Origin of the sequence: Streptomyces sp. DSM 15324, assembly GCF_001514285.1 — a bacterium.
Lineage (GTDB): Bacteria > Actinomycetota > Actinomycetes > Streptomycetales > Streptomycetaceae > Streptomyces.
The window spans coordinates 68440-86430 of record NZ_KQ949040.1 but is presented as its reverse complement, the minus strand read 5'-3'; the positions used below and the strand labels follow the sequence as shown (position 1 = coordinate 86430).

The following is a 17991-nucleotide window of genomic DNA, read 5'->3' as shown; positions in this document are numbered from 1 at the left end:
GCAGCCACGCTCTCCGGGGCCGCCCGGCGTCCGCCCGGCGGCCACCCGTGTCATCCTTCCTTCGTCCGTGTGTCGGAACCCCGACACCCTGTTCGACATCAGGCAGGTGGACAGGGCACGGCGCACGGATGACACGGGGGCAACGCGGTGAACAGGTGGATCAGGGGGGCGGCACTCGTCTGCGCTCTTCTCGCGACGGGTGCGACGACGGGCTGCGGGACCGAGTCGCGGGCGGACGCCCGGCCGGCCACGCCCTCCGGCTCCCCCTCCCCCTCCGCCTCCGGACGGCACTCGCAGCCCTCCGGTGACGGGAAGCAGGCCGCGCGGGCGGCCGTCGAGGCCGCCTACCGCAGGTGGGGTCTGAAGCCGCTGGCCGCCCCGCCGGCCCCGCCCGCCGTGAAGCCGGTGCGGCTGCGGGCCGACGGCGGGCCGGTACCGGTGATCAGCGAGATACCCACCCAGCAGAAGATCGTCTTCCTCACCTTCGACGACGGCGCGGAGAAGGACCCGGAGTTCGTCACGATGATGCGGGAGCTGAAGGTCCCCTTCACGATGTTCCTGACCGACGCCGCCATCCGCTCCGACTACGGCTATTTCAAGAAGCTCCAGGCCCTCGGCAACGGCGTCCAGAACCACACGTTGACCCACCCCGACCTGCGCACCCTCGGCGCGTCCGCCCAGAAGCGGGAGATCTGCGGCCAGCAGACCAGGCTCAAGGAGGAGTACGGCACCGCCCCGCGGCTGCTGCGTCCCCCCTACGGCAACTGGAACGAGGACACCCGGGCCGCCGCCGCCTCCTGCGGCCTCGAGGCGATCGTCCTGTGGCGCGAGTCGATGCAGATCAAGAACATGCAGTATCAGTCGCCCACCGGGAAGCTCCACCCGGGCGACATCATCCTGGCCCACTTCCGCGGCCCCTCCGAGCTCAAGGGCACGACCATCACCGAGATGACGGCGAACCTCCTGCGCCACATCCGGGACCAGGGCTTCACGGTCGCGGCCCTGGAGGACTACCTCTAGGGCGGGTCGCGCCTTCGCACGAATGGCCGAATCGCACCGGCATCCATGCGCACTTCCGGTTTGTCCTACAGGGCAACTCACTTGCCCGCAGGGGAAGTTCACCGCGCCTGGAGGATCCGATGCACCATCGCCTCGTCGTCTCGGCCCTCATCGCCGCCCTGTGCGGCACCACACTGGCCGGCACCGCCACGTCCGCCTCGGCCACGTCCGCCTCCGGCACGACCGCCTCGGCCACGTCCGCCTCAGCCACTACCACCACCTCCGCCGCCACCACCGCCTCGGCCACTACCGCCCCGGCCGCCGCCGTCGACTGCCGCAGGGTGAAGTGCGTGGCGCTCACCTTCGACGACGGGCCGGTCGCCGACACCCAGCGGCTGCTGCGGATCCTGAGGGAACGGCACGTGCCGGTGACCTTCTACCTGGTCGGCAAGAACGTCCAGCGGTACCCGGCCACGGCGCGCGCCGAGGCCGAGGCCGGTCACCAGATAGGCAACCACAGCTGGGACCACGCCGATCTGACCAGACTCAGCCGCGCGGCCGTCGCATCGGAGATCTCCCGCACCGACACGGCGATCAAGCAGGCCACCGGCAAGAAGCCCACCACCTTCCGCGCCCCCTACGGCGCCCAGAACGCCACCGTCCGGGCCGCCGCCGCCCGGCCGCTGGTGCACTGGAGCGTCGACACCCTCGACTGGAAGTACCGCGACACCGCACGGCTCATCAGGGTCGTCAAGCGGGACACCCGGCCCGGGGACATCGTCCTCATGCACGACATCCACCGGACGACCGTCGACGCGGTGCCCGGCATCATCAGCGGCCTCACGGCCCGCGGCTTCCACTTCGTGACGGTGGACCAGCTCTTCGCGCCGCGAACGCTGCCCTCCGGCAAGGTCACCTACGACAACCGCCGCGCCTACCGGCCGTGACCGCTCGGCGAGGGCGGTGGGGCGGGCGGTTCAGGCGGGCTGCCAGAGTTCGATCCGGTTCCCCTCGGGGTCGGTCACCCAGCCGAACCGTCCCACCCCCTCCATGTCCTGCGTCTGCTCGGCCACGTCCGCCCCCTCGGCGCGCAGCTGCGCGAGCATCGCGTCCAGGTCGCGGACCCGGAAGTTGAGCATGGTCTGCTGGGCCGGGTCCCCGAAGTAGTCGGTCCCGGCCTCGAACGCCGCGAACACCGTGGGCCCGGCCTGCTGGCTCCACACGCCGTCGGCATCGGCGTCCAGCCCCAGGCAGTCCCGGTACCAGGCGCTCAGACCCACCGGATCCGCGGCCCGTACGAAATATCCACCGATCCCCAGCACACGTTCCATGAGTCCATCCTGGCAGCGCGGGGGCGCCGGGGGAGTCAGGGCGCGCAGCCCCGGACCGCCCAGGCGCGGGCGCTGAGGCGGAGGGAGCCGTTCGTGGCGCGGGGCAGGGCCGCGGCGGCGAGTGCGGTGCGCAGTTCCTCCCGGTGGTCTGGGGGAAGGGCGGCGACGTACCCCGGGGCGGGCCCCTGGCCCGAGAGGAACGGGTCCCACAGGTCGGGGAACCCGGTGAACACGGTGGGGACCGAGACCGGGCGGACGGAGACGCCGGTGAGGCCGGCGTCCGCCCACAGCGCTCGCAAGGGCTCCGGCCGGCAGAGCGGGAATCTGCGTCCCTCGTCCAGCGGGGCGGCGGAGGGGTCCCGTGCGACGGCCGTGTCCCAGAAGAGACGGAGCAGGTCCATGCCCTCGGCGTAGTCCCACACATAGGCCGCGACCGCGCCGCCCGGCCGGACGGCGCGGGCCATCTCGGCCACGGCCCCGGCCGGATCGGGCAGGAAGTTCAGCGCCAGTCCGCTGACGGCCACGTCCCATGCCGCGTCACGCACGGGCAGGGCCATCGCGTCGCCCACCAGGAAGACCGCCGGGGAGAGGGCCCCGGCCTCGGCGGTGCCCACGAACGCCTCCGACCGGTCGACGCCGAGCACCACGCGGGGCCGGCACCGGGCGCCGACCACCGCCGACAGCACACCGGTGCCGCATCCCACGTCGAGCCACCGCAGCCCGTCCGGGCGGTCGAGCCACGCCACGAACTCCTTCGCGACGGCCCGGCTCCAGCGCCCCATGTACCGCTCGTACGCGGCCCCGGACGCCCACACCTCGAAGCGCTGCCCGTCCATACTGATTTCCCACCGAAGTTACTTTCGCCCTCTTCTATTTTAGGCCCCGAGGCGTACCGCTTTCGGGGCACGCGGATACCCGAACACCGGCATCTCACTCTCCGATGGGCCTCGTTAGAAGGTTGTGACACACACGGAAATGCCTACGGTCGGAAACCGCCGCTCGATCATCACCTTTCCTGTGAAATCCGATGAAGGGGATGTCTTCCTCGATGATTGTTCGGATCTACTCACCGATTTTCTGAGAAGTCTGAGTCACATCCAGAGCGAGTATCTGCGGGCGATGGCCGGACTGTAGGACCTGTGTGATGGATGGCTTTTACAACGAAGAGATGTCCTACGATCCCTCGTTCACGACGATCGAGATGCAGTGGGATCCGGCCGAGGAACTGGCCCAGCTGCTGTCCGGAGGGACCGCGGCCGGAGCGATCCCCGAGCCGGGGCCCCCGCTCAGGCCGCACGGCAGGGCAGGGCACCGGAAGATGCGCCGGCACCTCCCGGCCGAGCCCGGCCGGCTGCCCGAGCACCGGCGCAACGCGCACGTCACGATCCTGATCGCGATGATCTCGGTCTGCGCGGTCTGCATGCTGGGCTGGTCGTTCACCTACTCCTATGCCCAACTCCGCGGCACCGCGTCCTCCGTCCTTCCGGACAGACTGGCGCAATGGTGGCCGCTGACGGTGTACGGGCCGTGGCTGGTGGCCGCCCTGTCGGTGCTCCGGGCCACGGTGCAGGGGCGGAGCGCACGGGGTTCCTGGGGCGTTCTGCTGGGTGCCTCGGCGATGGCGGTCAGCCTCTGCATCAGCCACGCCTCGCATTCCCTGCTCTCGCTGGTCATCTACGGAATTCCGCCGATCACCGCGCTGGTGTGTTTCTGGGAGATCGTCGGCCAGGTCTCACCCACGACGGCCAAACCCCGCCACGCCGCCGACGAGCGCCCGCGCTGGGCGGCCGGCAGGGCGAACATCGCCTGACGCCACCCGGGTTCCGGCCGGAGGAGACGGCTGCCGTGCGAGCCGATCCGGTGGCCGCTCTCCTCCGCTGCCGGCCGTACGGCGGACGACGCCGGGCGCGGGGCTGTTACCGTCGTTGTCGTGTCGAGCGAGTCGGCCGGCGCGCGGCCCGCCCCGGCCCGGCAGATGTGGCCGCTGTACGCGGCCGGGTTCACCACCGCCTTCGGTGCGCACGGCGTCGCCGCCAGCCTCGGCGGCCGCACCGGCGACGCGGTCACCTCCCTGCTGGTGCTCGGCGGGCTGCTCGCCCTCTACGACGGCGCCGAGGTCGTCCTCAAGCCGCTGTTCGGCAGCCTCGCCGACCGCGTCGGCGCCCGCCCCGTGCTGCTCGGCGGGCTGGTGGCCTTCGCCGGCGCGTCCGCCCTGTACGCCGTCGCCGACAGCCCCGGCTGGCTGTGGGCCGCGCGCCTCGGCCAGGGAGCCGCGGCGTCGGCCTTCTCGCCGTCGGCCTCCGCGCTGGTCGCCCGGCTGAACCCGGCGGCGAAGCGGGGGCGGGCCTTCGGCGGCTACGGCTTCTACAAGTCCCTCGGCTACACCCTCGGCCCGCTGCTCGGCGGTGTGCTGGTGTGGGCGGGCGGACTGCGCCTGCTGTTCGCCGTCCTCGCGGTGCTGGGCGCGGCGGTCGCCGTCTGGGCCGGGCTGGCCGTGCCCGTCGTACCGCCGCTGCCCAAGGCGCGGCAGACCCTCCTCGACCTGGCGCGCCGGCTGGCCGACCCCGTCTTCCTCGCCCCGACGGCCGCGCTCGCCACGGCCACCGCGGCGCTGTCGGCCGGCGTCGGGTTCCTGCCGGTCTCGGGCCGGGCCGCGGGGCTCGGCCCCGTGGCCACCGGGGCGGCGGTGGCGGTGCTCGCCGGGTGCGCGGCCGTCGTCCAGCCGCGCGCCGGACGCGCGCTGGACGAGGGCCGCCTCACCACCCGGACCGGTCTCGCCGCGGGGCTGACGCTCACCGCCGCGGGGCTGGCCTGCGCGATGCTGCCGGGGCTGACCGGCATCCTCCTCGCGGCGGTGCTGACCGGCGCAGGCACCGGTCTGATCACCCCGCTCGGCTTCGCCGCGCTGGCCGCGCACACGCCCGCGGAGCGACTCGGCCAGACCATGGGCGCGGCCGAACTCGGCCGCGAACTCGGTGACGCGGGCGGCCCCTTGCTCGTCGCCGCCGTCGCCTCGCTCACCACCCTCACCTACGGCTTCGGGGCGCTCGCCGCGCTGACCGCTCTCGCCGCGGCGGCCGCGCTCGCCCACCGCCGCCCGCCGCCGTCGTGACCCCGGTCGGCCGCCGCACGCGGCATGCGCCCAACTCTGGAGTGCCCAGAGGCACTTGGGGAAGCCCGGCAGCCGTCCGGCCCGGCGGACGGGACCCGGCGGCCGCTGGAAAAAGTTCCCCCGGCACACCCAACCTTCCCGGGGAAAAGCCCCTCTTGAGAGGCGCAGGCGCGCACTGACCTCGCGCGCCGATTCGTTTACGAGGGGATCCCGAGACTTCATGAAGAGCAAGCTGACCGCCGTGACCCTTGCGGCGATCGTCGTCGCCGGTACCGCCGCTGCCGCCCTTCCCGCTTCGGCCGCCGTGAAGGCCGCGCCGACCCGCTGCCACACCGCCGACCTGAAGGCCGGTTTCGCGCTGGGCGACGACGCGAAGCCGGAAATGGGGCAGACCGACAAGCAGACGCAGGCGTACATCTGGTTCACCAACAAGAGCACGCGCACCTGCACCCTGTCCGGCTTCGCCGGTGTCGACATGGTCGGCGCCCAGAAGACCGACGGCACCTGGTCGCTGGCCCGCTCCTCCAAGGCCCCCGCCAAGCTGGTCCTGGAGAAGGGAGACACGGTCGACTTCGGCATCACGCTGCTCCCGGTGGCCGCCTCCACCCCGAAGGCGCAGAAGTTCGTCCCGGCGAAGTTCCTGGTCACCCCGCCGAACGAGACGGCGCACTTCACCCTGACCTGGCCCTTCGGCGGCCAGATCCTCAAGCAGGACGCCGCCACCCACCCGGGCACCTTCGTCGACCCGATCGGGCAGTAGCCGGCCCGGCCCGGCACGGCGAGCGGGACGTCCGGCACCGGCCGGTACCCGGGAAGGGCCACCCCGCCACGGGGCGGCCTTGCGACGGAGTCCGGGTGCGTCTCCACCACGGCCGGCCCAGCGAGCCGGGCCACCGCCGTCAGCGGCAGGGCACGCGACCGTCATGGCGAGGCCACCGCGGTGACGGCCTCCAGGCGGTCGCGGCGGACCGTCTCGCCGTGGCGCCGGCCGTCTCCCGGCCCGTCGGCCGCAGCGGAACGGCCCGGCGCCGGGCCGTCGTCCGGGCGACCCGTGAGGTGGCCGACTACCCGGGCGCGCCGACCGGACGGTCGCGGGTGATCACCGCGACGGTGACCCGGGCGTCCGGCTCAGGCGCGGGACGCGGGGACACGGGAGGCCTCCGGGCCGCGGCGGGCGAGCAGGGCCAGGCACGCGGCGGCCGTCTCCTCGACCCCGATCCGCAGCAGCCGCGGGTCGGGGTGGTCCCCGTGCGGGTCGCCGGGCGGTCCGGCCCGCCACAGGGCGAGGTGCCGGCCGGTGCGGGGCGGCCCCCACAGCCGCGGGGACACCGGACCGAACAGCGTGACGGACGGCGTGGCGTGGGCCACCGCGAGGTGCGCGAGACCGGTGTCCCCGCTCACCACGAGCGCGGCACGGGCCACCAGCGCCGACAGCTCGGGGAACGCCAGCCCGCCCCGCAGGACGTCCTCGGCGGGCAGGCGGACGCCGTGGGCGACCTCCAGGACCAGCGCGTCCTCCCCGGGGCCGCCGGTGACGACGACCCGGTGACCGGCCTCCCGGAGCGTGTGGGCGAGGCGGGCGAAACGCGCGGCCGGCCAGCGCCGGGAGGCGGCCTGCGCGCCGGGATGGACCACGACGGCTCCGGGCGCCGGGGACGCCGTGGCCGGTACGGGCAGCCGTACGTCGTCCGGGTCCGCGGCGATGCCGTACGCGGCGAGGAAGTCGCACCACCGCTCGCGCTCGTGCTGGTCCGGCCGCCATACGGGCGGACGGGCCAGGGAGGGATCGGGGTGGGCGTAGGCCAGCAGCCGGCGGGGGGAGAGCACGGCCAGCGCGTCGCGGCTCTCGGGGCCGTTTCCGTGCAGGTCGACCGCCACGTCCGGCGGCCCGCCCCGCCAGCCCTCCAGCACCGGCACCCCCCGGTGCGGCGCCTCGGCCGGCAGGACGGCGTCCACCGCGCCGGTGGCCGACGCGGCCTGGGCGAGCGCCGCCGGAAGGGCCAGCACCACCCGGTGGCGGGGGAAGGCGCGCCGCACGCCCCGCAGCGCGGGCACCCCGGCGAGCAGATCGCCCAGTCCCAGCGCGCGCAGCACCAGCACCCGGGGCGGCGCCGAGGTCACCGCGGGCGCCCGCTCGGCCGGGGGCCCGCGGCGGCCCGCCGGGCCAGGCCCGTGGTGGAACGGCCGTCCAGGTAGGGGAACAGCACCACCTGTCCGCCCCAGCTCTCCACCAGCGACGTCTCCGGCAGCCGGGTCAGCGCGTAGTCGCCGCCCTTGGCCCAGATGTGCGGGCGCAGTGCCGCGAGCAGCCGCTCCGGTGTGTCCTCGTCGAACACGGCGACCTCGTCCACGCACTCCAGGGCCCGCAGCACCCGGACCCGGTCCGCCAGGGCGACGAGCGGCCGTCCGGAGCCCTTGCGGCGGCGCACGGAGTCGTCGGAGTTGACGCACACCACCAGGCAGCCGCCGGCGGCGACGACCGTGCCGCCCGCCGCCCTGACCCGGGCCGCCGTGCCGAGGGCGCCGTCCAGCGGCACCCGGTCGTCCGTCGGGTCCGGCCGGGGGACGTCCTCCCACGTCAGCGAGCGCACTCCGCCCTCGCTCACATACCGGGTGGCCGCGTGGACGGCGGCGCGCACCGCCGTCTCGGTCAGTTCGCCGTCGGCCAGCAGCCCGGCGGCGGTCGCCGAGAGCCGGTCGCCAGCCCCGCACGCGTCGCCCGCCGCGGTGACCGGCGAGGGCACCAGCAGCGGGGTGTCCCCGTGCGACAGCAGCGCGCCGCGTCCGCCGAGCGTGACCGCGACGGCCGCGGCCCGCCAGGCCCGTACCAGGGCGCCCGCGTCGCGTGCCGCGCACTGCAACACGGTGGCGTCACCGGCGTCCGACGCGGCGAAGGAACGGGCCTCGGCGGCGGACGGCGTGGCCAGCCGCACCCCGGGCACCGGCGGGCCGCCGCGCGGATGCGGGTCCCAGACGACCGGCACCCGCCGGGCCGCGGCCGTCAGCGCCTCGCGCAGCACGTCGGCGCTCCCGCGGCCGTAGTCGGCGACGAGCACGGCCCCGGCCCGGGAGACGGCCCGCCGCGCCTCCTCGGTCGCCTCCCGTGCCCGCCCGTCGCCGTCGTCCAGCCGCAGCAGCGGCCTGCCCCCGGCGAGGATCCGGGTCTTGCTGGACAGCTCGCCGGTGAGGGGCAGCCGGACCAGCCGGACCCGGTCGGCGAGCAGCCGGACCAGACGGTCGCTGCTGTCGTCCTCGCCGACCGCGGTCACCAGGGTGACCGGCCGGCCGTCGGCCGCGGCGAGACACGCGGCGAGCGCGGCCCCGCCCGGCCTGCTGGCGCGCCGGGCCCCGCTGACCACCGGCACGGGCGCGTCGGGCGCCAGCCGGTCGGCCCGCCCGCACACGTCGTGGTCGAGCAGGGCGTCCCCCACGACGAGCAGATGCGCCGGGGCGGTCATGGCAGGACCACCCCGTCCGCCACGGCCCGGTCGAAGGAGTCGCAGAGCATGTGGACGGCTACCAGGTGGAGTTCCTGGACGGTGGCCGTCGTCGCCCCGTCCACGCACAGGTGCTCGTCCGCGGTGCCCTCCAGCGGGTTGGGCGCCGGACCGGTCAGCGCCCACACGCTCATCCCGAGCCGGTGTGCCTCCTTCGCGGCGACGAGCAGGTTGGCGCTGGCGCCACTGGTCGACAGCAGCATCAGGACGTCGCCGGTGCGGCCGTGGGCGCAGACCTGGCGGGCGAAGATCTCCTGGACGCCGTAGTCGTTGGCGATGGCCGTGGTGGAGGAGGTGTCGGCGTGCAGCGCGAGCGCCGAGTACGGCGGGCGGTCGTCACGGTAGCGGCCCACGAGTTCGGCCGTGAGGTGCTGGGCCTGGGCGGCGCTGCCGCCGTTGCCCGCGACCAGCAGCCGGCAGCCCGCCCCGAGACGGGACGCCAGAGCGGCGCCCCACCGCTCGGTGACGGCCGAGGCATGGTCGCGGAACTCGCCGAGGGCGTGCATCAGATCGTCGCAGTGGGCGACCTCGGTGGTGTGACTCATCGGACGACTCATCGGACGACTCATCGGACGGCTCCTCGGAGGCTTCCCGTGAGCGAGGGGGTTCCCGCCAGGGAGGGGACGCCGGAGACCGCGCCGTAGACCCGGCCGACGCCGTCGGCCACGCGGTCCCAGGTGTAGTGGGCGAGGACCCGGCGCCGGCCGGCCGCGCCGTACCGGGCGAGGCGCTGCGGATCGCCGAGCAGGCCGCGGATCGCGGCACCGAGGGTGTCGGCGGCCGCGTCGGACGGGACCAGCAGACCGGTGACGTCGTGCTCCACCGTGTCGAGCTGGCCTCCGACGGCCGTCGCGAGCACCGGCGTCCCGCAGGCCATGGCCTCGATCGGGACGATGCCGAACGGCTCGTAGACGGGCACGGACAGCACGAGGTCCGCGTCGGACATCAACTCCGGCATCCGCAGCGGACTCACCCCGCCCAGCAGGGTCACCCGGTCCGACACCCCGCACTCCACGGCGACGGCCCACAGCCGCTCCGCCTCCGGTTCGGCGCCCAGCAGCGCCAGGTTGGGGCCCCCGGCGACGAGGAGTTCGGCGTCGGGCACCTCGGTGAGGGCGCGGATCGCCCGGTCGAAGCCCTTGCGGGGCACCAGCCGGCCGACGGTCAGCAGCCTGCGTCGCGCCCCGTCGGTCCGGCGCGCCCCCTCGGCCGGCCTGAAGTGCTCGGGGTCCACTCCGCAGGGCACCACATGGACGCGTTCCCGCGGCAGGCCCATCGCGGTCAGCTCGGCCACCTCGTCCGAGCAGGTGGCGATGACGGCGGCGCACGCGTGGCCCACGGCCGTCTCGATGCCGATGCGCTGCGGCGGGCTGGTGTCGGCGGCTCCCTGGTACCGCTTCTTCACGGTGCCCAGCGCGTGGTACGTCTGCACCACGGGCAGGCCGAGGTCGCGGGCGCCGCGCACCGCGGCCAGCCCCGACATCCAGAAGTGGGCGTGCACCACGTCGGGCGGGTCCGCCCGCCACTTTCCGGCCAGCCAGTCGCCGAACTCGGGCATGTGGGGCAGGAGTTCGTCCTTCGGTATCGGTACCGGCGGTCCGGCGGGCACATGGACGACCCGCACTCCGTCGTCCGTGTCGACGCGCTCGGGCAGTGCGGGATCGTCCCGCCGGGTGTAGACGACGACCTCGTGACCGCGCCGTGCCAACCCGGCGGCGAGTTGGGCCACGTACACGTTCTGCCCGCCCGCGTCGGGGCCGCCCAGCTCGGCCAGCGGGCTGGCGTGTTCCGAGACCATGGCGACGCGGCCGACGGGGTGGCGGGCGGGGCGCCCGAGGGCATGGCCGACGGGGTGGGGTGCGGTGCGGGGTGCGGGGTGCGGTGCGGTGCGGCGGGCGGTGCTCATCGGGTGACCTCCTTGATCAGGCGTTCCCAGTCGTCGAGGAACCGGCGTAGTCCGTAACGGGCCCGTACCGCGGCCCGCGCGGCCTCCCCGGTCCGTCGTGCGTGACCGGGGTCCGCGAGGAAACCGCGGACGGCGTCCTCCAGCACGTCGAAGCGGTTGGACACCACCCCGGCGCCCTCCGGCACGGCGTCGCGCACCTCGGTGGTGTCCAGCGCCACCACCGGCATCCCCAGGAACATGGCCTCCAGGAGGGACAGTCCGAGGGACGTCCAGCGGATCGGGTGCAGGTACAGCCGGCGGCGGGCCATCGCCGCGTGCAGCTCGTGCTGGGGCAGGTCGTGGCTGCGGCAGTCGGCGGGGGCGATCCCCAGCAGCCCGGCCAGGTTCTGCGTGCGCATGCCGAAGACGTCCAGCGCGACCGTGCGGGCGAAGCGGGGCAGCAGGTCCGTCCCGGTCGTACGGCCCCGCCGCACCGGTTCGTTGACGACGACCGCCGCGCGAAGCTCCTCGCCGGTCCACAGCGGGCCGGGGTCGATGACGCCGTGCTCGATGACCTCCGTGGACGCCCGTCCGTTGTCCCACATCAGCCGGTTGAAGTGGGTGACGTGCACGAGGGGGATGTCGGTGCGGTCGGCGAGCGGATGGCGGGTGTCCACGGCCGGCCCGTGCGGGCAGTTGTGCTCCACGTACACGGCGGGCACGTCGACACCGGGCGTCCGGCCGGTCCAGCGCCGGGCCAGCGCGAGCTCGTGCGGCCGTTGCAGCACCATCAGGTCGATGCGGGCCTCGCGCAGGCCGTCGGGGCCCACCTCCCGCACCCGGGAGGGCCACTGCCAGGTCCTGGCCCGCCCCAGCCCGTCCGGTCCCCGGTCGGGGGTCACCGGGACGAGGCAGTCGTACGGGCCCTGGACGAACGACGTCAGCCAGGAGCCGTGCACATGCCAGACAAGGATGTTCATGTGCTCTCCTCGAGCAGGGTGCGGACGGCGCCCACCACGTCCTTGGCGGTGACCTCGTCCAGGCAGGGATGGCCCGGGACGGGGCACCGCAGGGCACGGGTGTCCGCGCAGGGGGCGCGCTGGTCGCCGAGGACCACGCTCGGCACGCCGTACGGCGCCCAGCGCTCGGCCGGTACGACGGGCGCGAACAGGGAGACCACCGGCGTGCCGACGGCCGCGGCCAGATGGGCCGGGCCGGTGTTGCCGCTGACCACGACGTCGGCGGTGCGCAGGACGCCCGCCAGGGTCCGCGGGTCGGTCCGGCCGCCCAGGTCCACGGCCGTACCGCCGCTCACCCGCCGGGTCAGACCGCTCTCGCAGGGACCGCCGGTGACGACGACGCGGTGACCTTCGTCGGCGAGCAGTTCGACGGCCTCGGCACAGCGGCCGGGGCTCCAGGCCCGCGCGGGGGCGCTGGTGCCGGGGTGCAGGACGACGTAGGGACCGTTGCCGGTGAGCGCGACGGTGTCGGGCGGCGGTACGACCCGCAGCCGGCCGGTGTCTCCGGGCGGCGGGAGGAAGCCCATGGCGGCGGCCGTGTCGAGCGCGGCCTCGGCCTCGTGCCGGCCCGCGAGGCGCCGGTGGCGCACATCGAGCAGCCGCCCCGGGTGGTCGGTGCTGTCGGCGCCGATCAGCGGGACTCCCGCGAGCCGCAGCAGCAGGGCCGTGGGCAGCGGGCTCTGATGGTAGGAGGTGAGGATCAGCGCGGCGTCGAACGCGGCTTCCCGCAGTCGGCGTATCAGGCCCTCGACGTCCGCGTCCGGCACCGACGGCGGGTCGAAGCCCTCCCAGGGCGCAGCCCACACGCCGACGTCGTCGACGCCGGGCAGCAGCCGGGCCGCCGGTTCGCCGAGCGGGCCGCAGAGCATGCCGACGTGCGAACTGTGCGCGGCGACCGCGCGGACGGCTGGCCCGGCGAGGAGGACGTCACCGAAGCTGTCGAGCCGTACGACCAGCGACTTCACGGCTGCTCACCGCCTGCGTCGCTTGCGCGGGCTGTGTGGCCTGCGTCTTCTGCGTCGCCTGTGGGCCCTGTGGGGCCTGCGTCGCCTGTGGGGCCTGTGGGGCATGCGTCGCCTGTGGGCCCTGTGGGGCCTGAGCGGCCTGCGCCGCCTGCGCCGCCCGCGCAGCCCGCGCAGCCCGCGCAGCCCGCGAGGATCATGCGTACCGCCGTCAGCAGGTCGGGAGCCGTACGGGGCGCCGCGTCGATCTCCTCCGGCCGGGTCGCCGCCGTGGGCACGAGCACCGCCCCCGCACCGGCCGCGCGGGCGGCCAGGACGTCGGCGGCGATGTCACCGATCACCACGCAGTCGCCCGGTGGCACGCCGAGACGGCGGGCCGCCTCGATCACCAGCCCCGGCCGGGGCTTGCGGCAGGTGCAGCGGGCCGCGGGGGCGTGCGGACAGTAGACCCAGGTGCCGAGGCCGCCGAGGAGCAGGTCGGCCCGCTCGTTGACCCGGCGGACCTGTGCGTGCGTGAGCAGTCCCCGGCCGATGCCCGACTGGTTGCTGACCACACCGGTGCGGAGCCCGGCGCGCCGCACGAGATCCAGGGCGCGCCGCGCACCGGGCACCGGGCGCACGCGATCGGGGTCGCCGTTGTAGGGGACGTCCTCGACGAGAGTCCCGTCCCGGTCGAAGAGAACAGCACCGACACGCTTCATGACGGGCCCCCGATCGGTGGGGCTCCGGGTGTGGCGGGTGTTTGCTGCCGGGTGGGGGCGGGCCGGCCGGTGGGCAGGGGCCGGGCCCGGCGGTGGCGGACCAGGGCGGTGAGGCGGTGGTGGACCGCCAGGGGCGGGATCAGCACGCTGGTGACGACCATGGTGGCGATCTCGGCCCCGGTCCTCGGACCGGGCCGGATGCGGGCCAGGGCGAACTCGGCCGTGCCGGCCGCCCACAGGGCCGCGGCGGCCCCGGCGGCGCGGCGCCGGCCGGTCAGGGCGCAGCCCAGCGCGACGAGCGCGGCCGCCGTGACGAGCGTGTGCCGGGAGATGCGCCCGCGAGGGGCACGGGCCCGCCGCCACCAGTCACGGCCGTGCAGCCGCGTCATCAGGACGTCGTCCGCGTTGCCGCGCTGCGCCCGCACCGACACCCAGCGGTCGGCGGGCCGCACCGGGTGGCGGGTCGTACGGCTGCCCCGCCCCAGCCGCCAGCCGGCCTCGCCCACCCGCAGGGCCAGGTCGGCGTCCTCCCGGAAGGCGCGGCGGAACCGCTCGTCGAAGCCGCCGACCTGCCTCAGCACGTCCGTGCGGTACGCCATGTCGGCGGTCGCCCAGGCCGCGTGCTCCAGACCGGCCGTACCCCGTTCCCAGTCCGTCGGCCGGCGGTCCCCGGGCAGCGGGACGGTCAGCCGCCCCTGGACGCCGCCCGTGGCCGGGCCGGCCGCGGCCAGGTCGCGGGCGAGGTGCCGGGCCCACTCGGGCAGGACCTGGACGTCGTCGTCGAGGAACACCGTCCAGGGTGTGGAGACCGTGCGCCAGCCGGCGTTGCGGGCGGCGGCCGGACCACGGCCCCCGGTCCGCAGGGTGCGGACACGGTCGCGCAGGATCCCGGCCGCGGCGAGCGGCAGCGGCTCGCCGGACCCGGGGCGGTCGTCCACGACGACGACCCTGTCGGGCGGACGGCCGCCGTCCGCCCCGGCGAGCGCCCGCAGGCAGTCGGCCAGGCAGGGCCGCCCGATCGTGGGGATCACCACGGAATAGGCGGGGGCGTCCACGCGCGCTCCGTCGTCCGTCATGGAGTCCGTCGTGGCGTCCGTCATACGAACACCTCCCCGCGGCGTACCGCGAACGGCCCGAGGGCGAGCAGGTCCACCGGTGCCGACCCGAAGCACTCCAGGGCGTCGCGGGGATCGTCCACCATCGGCCGGCCGGCGGTGTTGAGGCTGGTGTTGACCACCACGGGCAGCCCGGTCCGCCGCTCGAATCCGTCGAGCATGCGGGCCACCAGCGGCTCGTCCGCCCGGTCCACCGTCTGCACCCGGGCCGTGCCGTCCACGTGCACCACGGCCGGGATCCGCGCCCGCCACCGGGCGGCGACATCGTGCACGAACAGCATGTACGGGCTCGGCAGCGGCCCGTCGAAGAGTTCGGCGGCGCGCTCGGCCACCACCATCGGGGCGACCGGCCGGAACTCCTCCCGCCCCTTCACCGCGTTGAGGCGCTCCAGGTTCCCGGCGTGCCCGGGGTGCGCCAGCAGGGAGCGGTGGCCGAGCGCCCGCGGACCGTACTCGCCACGGCCCTGGAACCAGGCCACGACACCGTCGCGGGCCAGCTCCTCGGCGACCGTCTCAGCGATGTCCTCGGGCTCCTCGTACGGTACGGCGGCCCGCTCCAGCCAGGCCCGCAGTTCGGCGTCGGGCCAGCCGCGGCCCAGGGCGGCGGTCGGCATCGGCTCCACCGCGTCCTTGGCGTGGGCGAGATGGAGGGCGGCGCCGAGCGCCGTTCCGGCGTCCCCGGCGGCCGGCTGCACCCAGATCCGCCGGAACGGGCTCTCGCGGTGGAGCCGGGTGTTGGCGACGCAGTTGAGCGCCACCCCGCCCGCCAGCGTCAGCACGTCGTCACCGGTACGGCCGTGCAGCCAGCGCGCCAGATCCAGCAGGACCTCCTCCAGGCAGGCCTGGGCGCTGGCGGCCGCGTCGGCGTGTCCCTGGCTCCAGGGAGCGCCGGGCGCCCGCGCAGGCACGAGGGAGGACCAGGGGACGGGCCGGGCCCGGAAGCCGCCCCGGCCGTCCGCGCCGACGTACGCGCGCAGCTCGCCGAGGAAGCGGGGGGCGCCGTACGAGGCCAGGGCCATCACCTTGAACTCGTCGCTGCTGCGCAGGAAGCCGAGGTGCTCGGTGAGGTCCTCGTAGAACAGGCCGAGGGAGTCCGGCAGCGACTGGGTGCGCAGCACGGTGAGGTCCCGGTCGCGGTAGCGGCCCGCGAGGTGGGAGCCGCATTCGCCGCGGCCGTCGAGCACCAGGACCGCGCAGTCCGGGTAGGGGGACGCCTGCCCGGCCGAGGCGGCGTGGGCGACGTGGTGTGCGACGAAACGGACCTTGGCGGCGTCGAGTCCGGGCAGGGCCTCGGCCAGGAACTCGGGGGCCCGGCGCGCGTACTCCTGGCGCAGGTGGTCCCAGGGGTCGTCGAGACCGAGCAGCTCGGCCGGGCGGGCGAGGCCGGGGTCGTAGGAGTAGGCGACGGCGTCCAGGTCGGACGGGGTGAGCCCGGCCCGTTCCAGGCACCAGCGGGCGGAGCGTTCGGGCAGTTCCCAGGCGGAGAAGGGCACCGGACGCTTTCCGTGCTTGCGCCGGCTGAACCGCTCCTCCTCCGCCGCGGCCACGATGCTCCCGTCGACGACCAGCGCGGCTGCGGGGTCGTGGAAGAGGGCGTTGATTCCCAGTACGCGCATGGGGTCGCTCCCGTGGCTGTGGGCCCGACCGCGTCAGCGGCCGGCGGGGCTCGTCCGGTCGGTTCGGCGGGCTTGGCTGGGCTGCTTGGACTGGTGGGGTTGGTGGGGTTGGTGGGGCTGGCCCGGCGAGGCCGTCCGGCTCGGCCCGCCCGCCTGGTCCGGACGGCTCGGTCGGTCCGGATGGTTCAGTCCGCTCGGTCCGCTCGGTCCGCTCGGTCGGCTCGGTCGGTTCGGTCGGCTCGTGGCGAAGTAGGCGATGGTCTGCTTGATCCCCTCCTCCCAGGGCACCTTCGGCTCCCAGCCGAGGAGTTCCCGGGCCAGCGCGGTGTCCGGGCGGCGCCGCTGGGGGTCGTCGACGGGACGGCCGACGAACTCGATGCGGGAGGAGGACCCGGTGAGCTCCAGGACCCGGCGGGCGATGTCGACGACGGTGACCTCGTCGGTGCCGCCGATGTTCACCGGCCGCACGGACCGGCTGGCGGCCACGGACAGCACCCCGTCGACCGTGTCGTCGACGTAGCACAGGGACCGGGTCTGCCGACCGTCCCCCGCCACCGTCAGCGGATCGCCGGCCAGCGCCTGGCAGACGAAGGTGGGTACGGCCCGCCCGTCGTGCGCCCGCATCCGCGGCCCGTACGTGTTGAACAGCCGGACGATGCCCGCGTCGGCGCCCCGGGTGCGCACATGGGCGGTGACCAGGGCCTCGGCGAAGCGCTTGGACTCGTCGTAGACACTGCGCGGGCCCACCGGGTTGACGTTGCCCCAGTAGTCCTCCCGCTGCGGGTGGACGAGCGGGTCGCCGTACACCTCCGAGGTCGAGGCCAGCAGGAACCGGGCCCCGTCCCGCTCCGCCACGGCCAGCAGGGCGCGGGTGCCGATGCTGCCGGCGTCCAGGGTCTCCAGCGGCAACCGGAGGTAGTCGGCCGGGGACGCACAGCAGGCGAAGTGCAGGACGAGGTCGTAGGGCCCGGCCAGGACCTCCGGGCACTCCGGTGCGCAGACGTCGCACTCGACGAGCCGGAAGCCGGGCCAGGCCCCGGCTGGTCGCCCTCGCGGGGATCACCGGGATCAGCGCGGTCTTCGGCCGGAACTACGGCCTGACGCTCGCCGTCCTTGTCACCGGGCCGCTCGCCGCGGGGGCGGGGGCCTTCGGCACGGTCTCCACGGTGCTAGCCGTCGGCGGGATCCTGGGCGCCGTCCTCGGCGCCCGGCTCCACCGCCCGTCGGTGCGTCACGTGGGCGCCCTGGCCGCCGTGGGGGCGCTGCTCCAGGTGGCGGTCGGGCTGGCTCCGTCGCTCGCGGTGCTGCTGGTGCTCGTCCTGCCGATGGCGGTCGCCGAGTCCGTGTCCGACACCGCCGGCACGGCGGTCCTGCAGACCGACCCGCCGGCTCACCTGCGCGGCCGGGTCCTCGGGGTGTGGAACGGCATCGGCACGGTGTGGGGGCTCGCCGGCCCGCCCGTGCTGGGGCTGCTCATGGAACTGGCGGGTGCCCGTGGCGCCCTCGTGAGCGGCGGACTCCTGGTCGCCGCCGTGACCGGAGCGGGCCTGCTCACCGCAGCGCGCCGCCCTCTCCAGCCCCCACCCGCGTCCGACACCCCCACCCACCCGACCCCTCTACCGGCCACCCTGGGCCGAGAGCCCCTCGGCACGGCTGCCTGAGTGCTTGCGGCGGCTGGGTGGTGCGTGTCGGGGGCGTCTGGTGACGGCGGGCGGTGTCCTGCCGGCCCATCCGGGCCGACCACCTGTGTCCGG

Annotated in this window: 16 protein-coding genes and 2 pseudogenes; 6 read left to right on the top strand and 12 right to left on the bottom strand. The window is 75.2% G+C overall.

Annotation, left to right across the window (positions count from 1 at the left end):
- Positions 1–147: 147 nt before the first annotated feature.
- Together AQJ58_RS38075 and AQJ58_RS38070 are read left to right on the top strand one after the other, a co-directional pair.
- Positions 148–1020 (top strand): polysaccharide deacetylase family protein, encoded by an 873-nt coding sequence (locus AQJ58_RS38075; RefSeq protein ID WP_067258938.1) that lies wholly within the window; start codon positions 148–150, stop codon positions 1018–1020.
- 119 nt (positions 1021–1139) lie between these two features.
- On the top strand, positions 1140–1946 hold the full coding sequence (locus AQJ58_RS38070; RefSeq protein WP_067258936.1) for a polysaccharide deacetylase family protein: 807 nt from the start codon (positions 1140–1142) through the stop codon (positions 1944–1946).
- Positions 1947–1976: 30 nt separating this feature from the next.
- On the opposite strand, the gene AQJ58_RS38065 is transcribed toward AQJ58_RS38070, so the two are convergent.
- A complete protein-coding gene (locus AQJ58_RS38065; protein WP_067258934.1) occupies positions 1977–2330 on the bottom strand; it encodes a VOC family protein in 354 nt (117 codons plus the stop codon).
- Positions 2331–2365: 35 nt separating this feature from the next.
- Entirely contained in the window at positions 2366–3166 is an 801-nt protein-coding gene (locus AQJ58_RS38060; RefSeq protein ID WP_067258933.1) for a class I SAM-dependent methyltransferase, read from the bottom strand.
- Between the two features lie 332 nt (positions 3167–3498).
- On the opposite strand from AQJ58_RS38060, the gene AQJ58_RS38055 reads away from it, so the two are divergent.
- The 3 genes from AQJ58_RS38055 (at position 3499) to AQJ58_RS38045 (ending at position 6202) form a co-directional block, all read left to right on the top strand.
- Positions 3499–4140 carry a DUF2637 domain-containing protein gene (locus AQJ58_RS38055; RefSeq protein ID WP_067258931.1) on the top strand — a complete coding sequence of 214 codons (642 nt, stop codon included), beginning with the start codon at positions 3499–3501 and terminating at the stop codon, positions 4138–4140.
- A 165-nt stretch (positions 4141–4305) separates the two neighbouring features.
- Entirely contained in the window at positions 4306–5442 is a 1137-nt protein-coding gene (locus AQJ58_RS38050; protein WP_067259010.1) for an MFS transporter, read from the top strand.
- 220 nt (positions 5443–5662) lie between these two features.
- Positions 5663–6202 carry a DUF4232 domain-containing protein gene (locus AQJ58_RS38045; RefSeq protein WP_067258929.1) on the top strand — a complete coding sequence of 180 codons (540 nt, stop codon included), beginning with the start codon at positions 5663–5665 and terminating at the stop codon, positions 6200–6202.
- 368 nt (positions 6203–6570) lie between these two features.
- Here the strand turns inward: AQJ58_RS38045 and AQJ58_RS38040 are convergent, their stop codons facing one another.
- The 10 genes and pseudogenes from AQJ58_RS38040 to AQJ58_RS37995 form a co-directional block, all read right to left on the bottom strand.
- Positions 6571–7563, bottom strand: coding sequence for a glycosyltransferase family 9 protein (locus AQJ58_RS38040; protein WP_067258927.1), 993 nt, complete (start codon positions 7561–7563; stop codon positions 6571–6573).
- Positions 7560–8900, bottom strand: coding sequence for a PfkB family carbohydrate kinase (locus AQJ58_RS38035; protein WP_067258925.1), 1341 nt, complete (start codon positions 8898–8900; stop codon positions 7560–7562). Before AQJ58_RS38035 ends, AQJ58_RS38040 begins: the two co-directional genes overlap by 4 nt.
- On the bottom strand, positions 8897–9484 hold the full coding sequence (locus AQJ58_RS38030; RefSeq protein WP_079079478.1) for a D-sedoheptulose-7-phosphate isomerase: 588 nt from the start codon (positions 9482–9484) through the stop codon (positions 8897–8899). The genes AQJ58_RS38035 and AQJ58_RS38030 overlap by 4 nt, the downstream gene beginning before the upstream one ends.
- 20 nt (positions 9485–9504) lie before the next feature.
- Positions 9505–10737 carry a glycosyltransferase gene (locus AQJ58_RS38025; RefSeq protein WP_067259009.1) on the bottom strand — a complete coding sequence of 411 codons (1233 nt, stop codon included), beginning with the start codon at positions 10735–10737 and terminating at the stop codon, positions 9505–9507.
- Between the two features lie 104 nt (positions 10738–10841).
- Complete coding sequence (locus tag AQJ58_RS38020) at positions 10842–11804, bottom strand: glycosyltransferase (protein WP_067258921.1); 963 nt, start codon at positions 11802–11804, stop codon at positions 10842–10844.
- Positions 11801–12808 carry a glycosyltransferase family 9 protein gene (locus tag AQJ58_RS38015; RefSeq protein ID WP_067258919.1) on the bottom strand — a complete coding sequence of 336 codons (1008 nt, stop codon included), beginning with the start codon at positions 12806–12808 and terminating at the stop codon, positions 11801–11803. Before AQJ58_RS38015 ends, AQJ58_RS38020 begins: the two co-directional genes overlap by 4 nt.
- Complete coding sequence (locus tag AQJ58_RS38010; protein WP_079079477.1) at positions 12805–13506, bottom strand: D-glycero-alpha-D-manno-heptose-1,7-bisphosphate 7-phosphatase; 702 nt, start codon at positions 13504–13506, stop codon at positions 12805–12807. The genes AQJ58_RS38015 and AQJ58_RS38010 overlap by 4 nt, the downstream gene beginning before the upstream one ends.
- Positions 13503–14606: a glycosyltransferase family 2 protein gene (locus AQJ58_RS38005; protein WP_234360437.1), complete on the bottom strand. Its 1104-nt coding sequence runs from the start codon at positions 14604–14606 to the stop codon at positions 13503–13505. The genes AQJ58_RS38010 and AQJ58_RS38005 overlap by 4 nt, the downstream gene beginning before the upstream one ends.
- Complete coding sequence (locus tag AQJ58_RS38000) at positions 14603–16237, bottom strand: carbamoyltransferase family protein (RefSeq protein WP_067258917.1); 1635 nt, start codon at positions 16235–16237, stop codon at positions 14603–14605. The genes AQJ58_RS38005 and AQJ58_RS38000 overlap by 4 nt, the downstream gene beginning before the upstream one ends.
- Before the next feature lie 234 nt (positions 16238–16471).
- A pseudogene (locus tag AQJ58_RS37995) lies at positions 16472–17263 on the bottom strand (NAD-dependent epimerase/dehydratase family protein); the annotation flags it as partial.
- Between AQJ58_RS37995 and AQJ58_RS37990 the strand changes: the two are divergent.
- Positions 17179–17898, top strand: a pseudogene (locus AQJ58_RS37990) (MFS transporter); the annotation flags it as partial. The pseudogenes AQJ58_RS37995 and AQJ58_RS37990 sit on opposite strands and share 85 nt — an antisense overlap.
- Positions 17899–17991 lie beyond the last annotated feature (93 nt).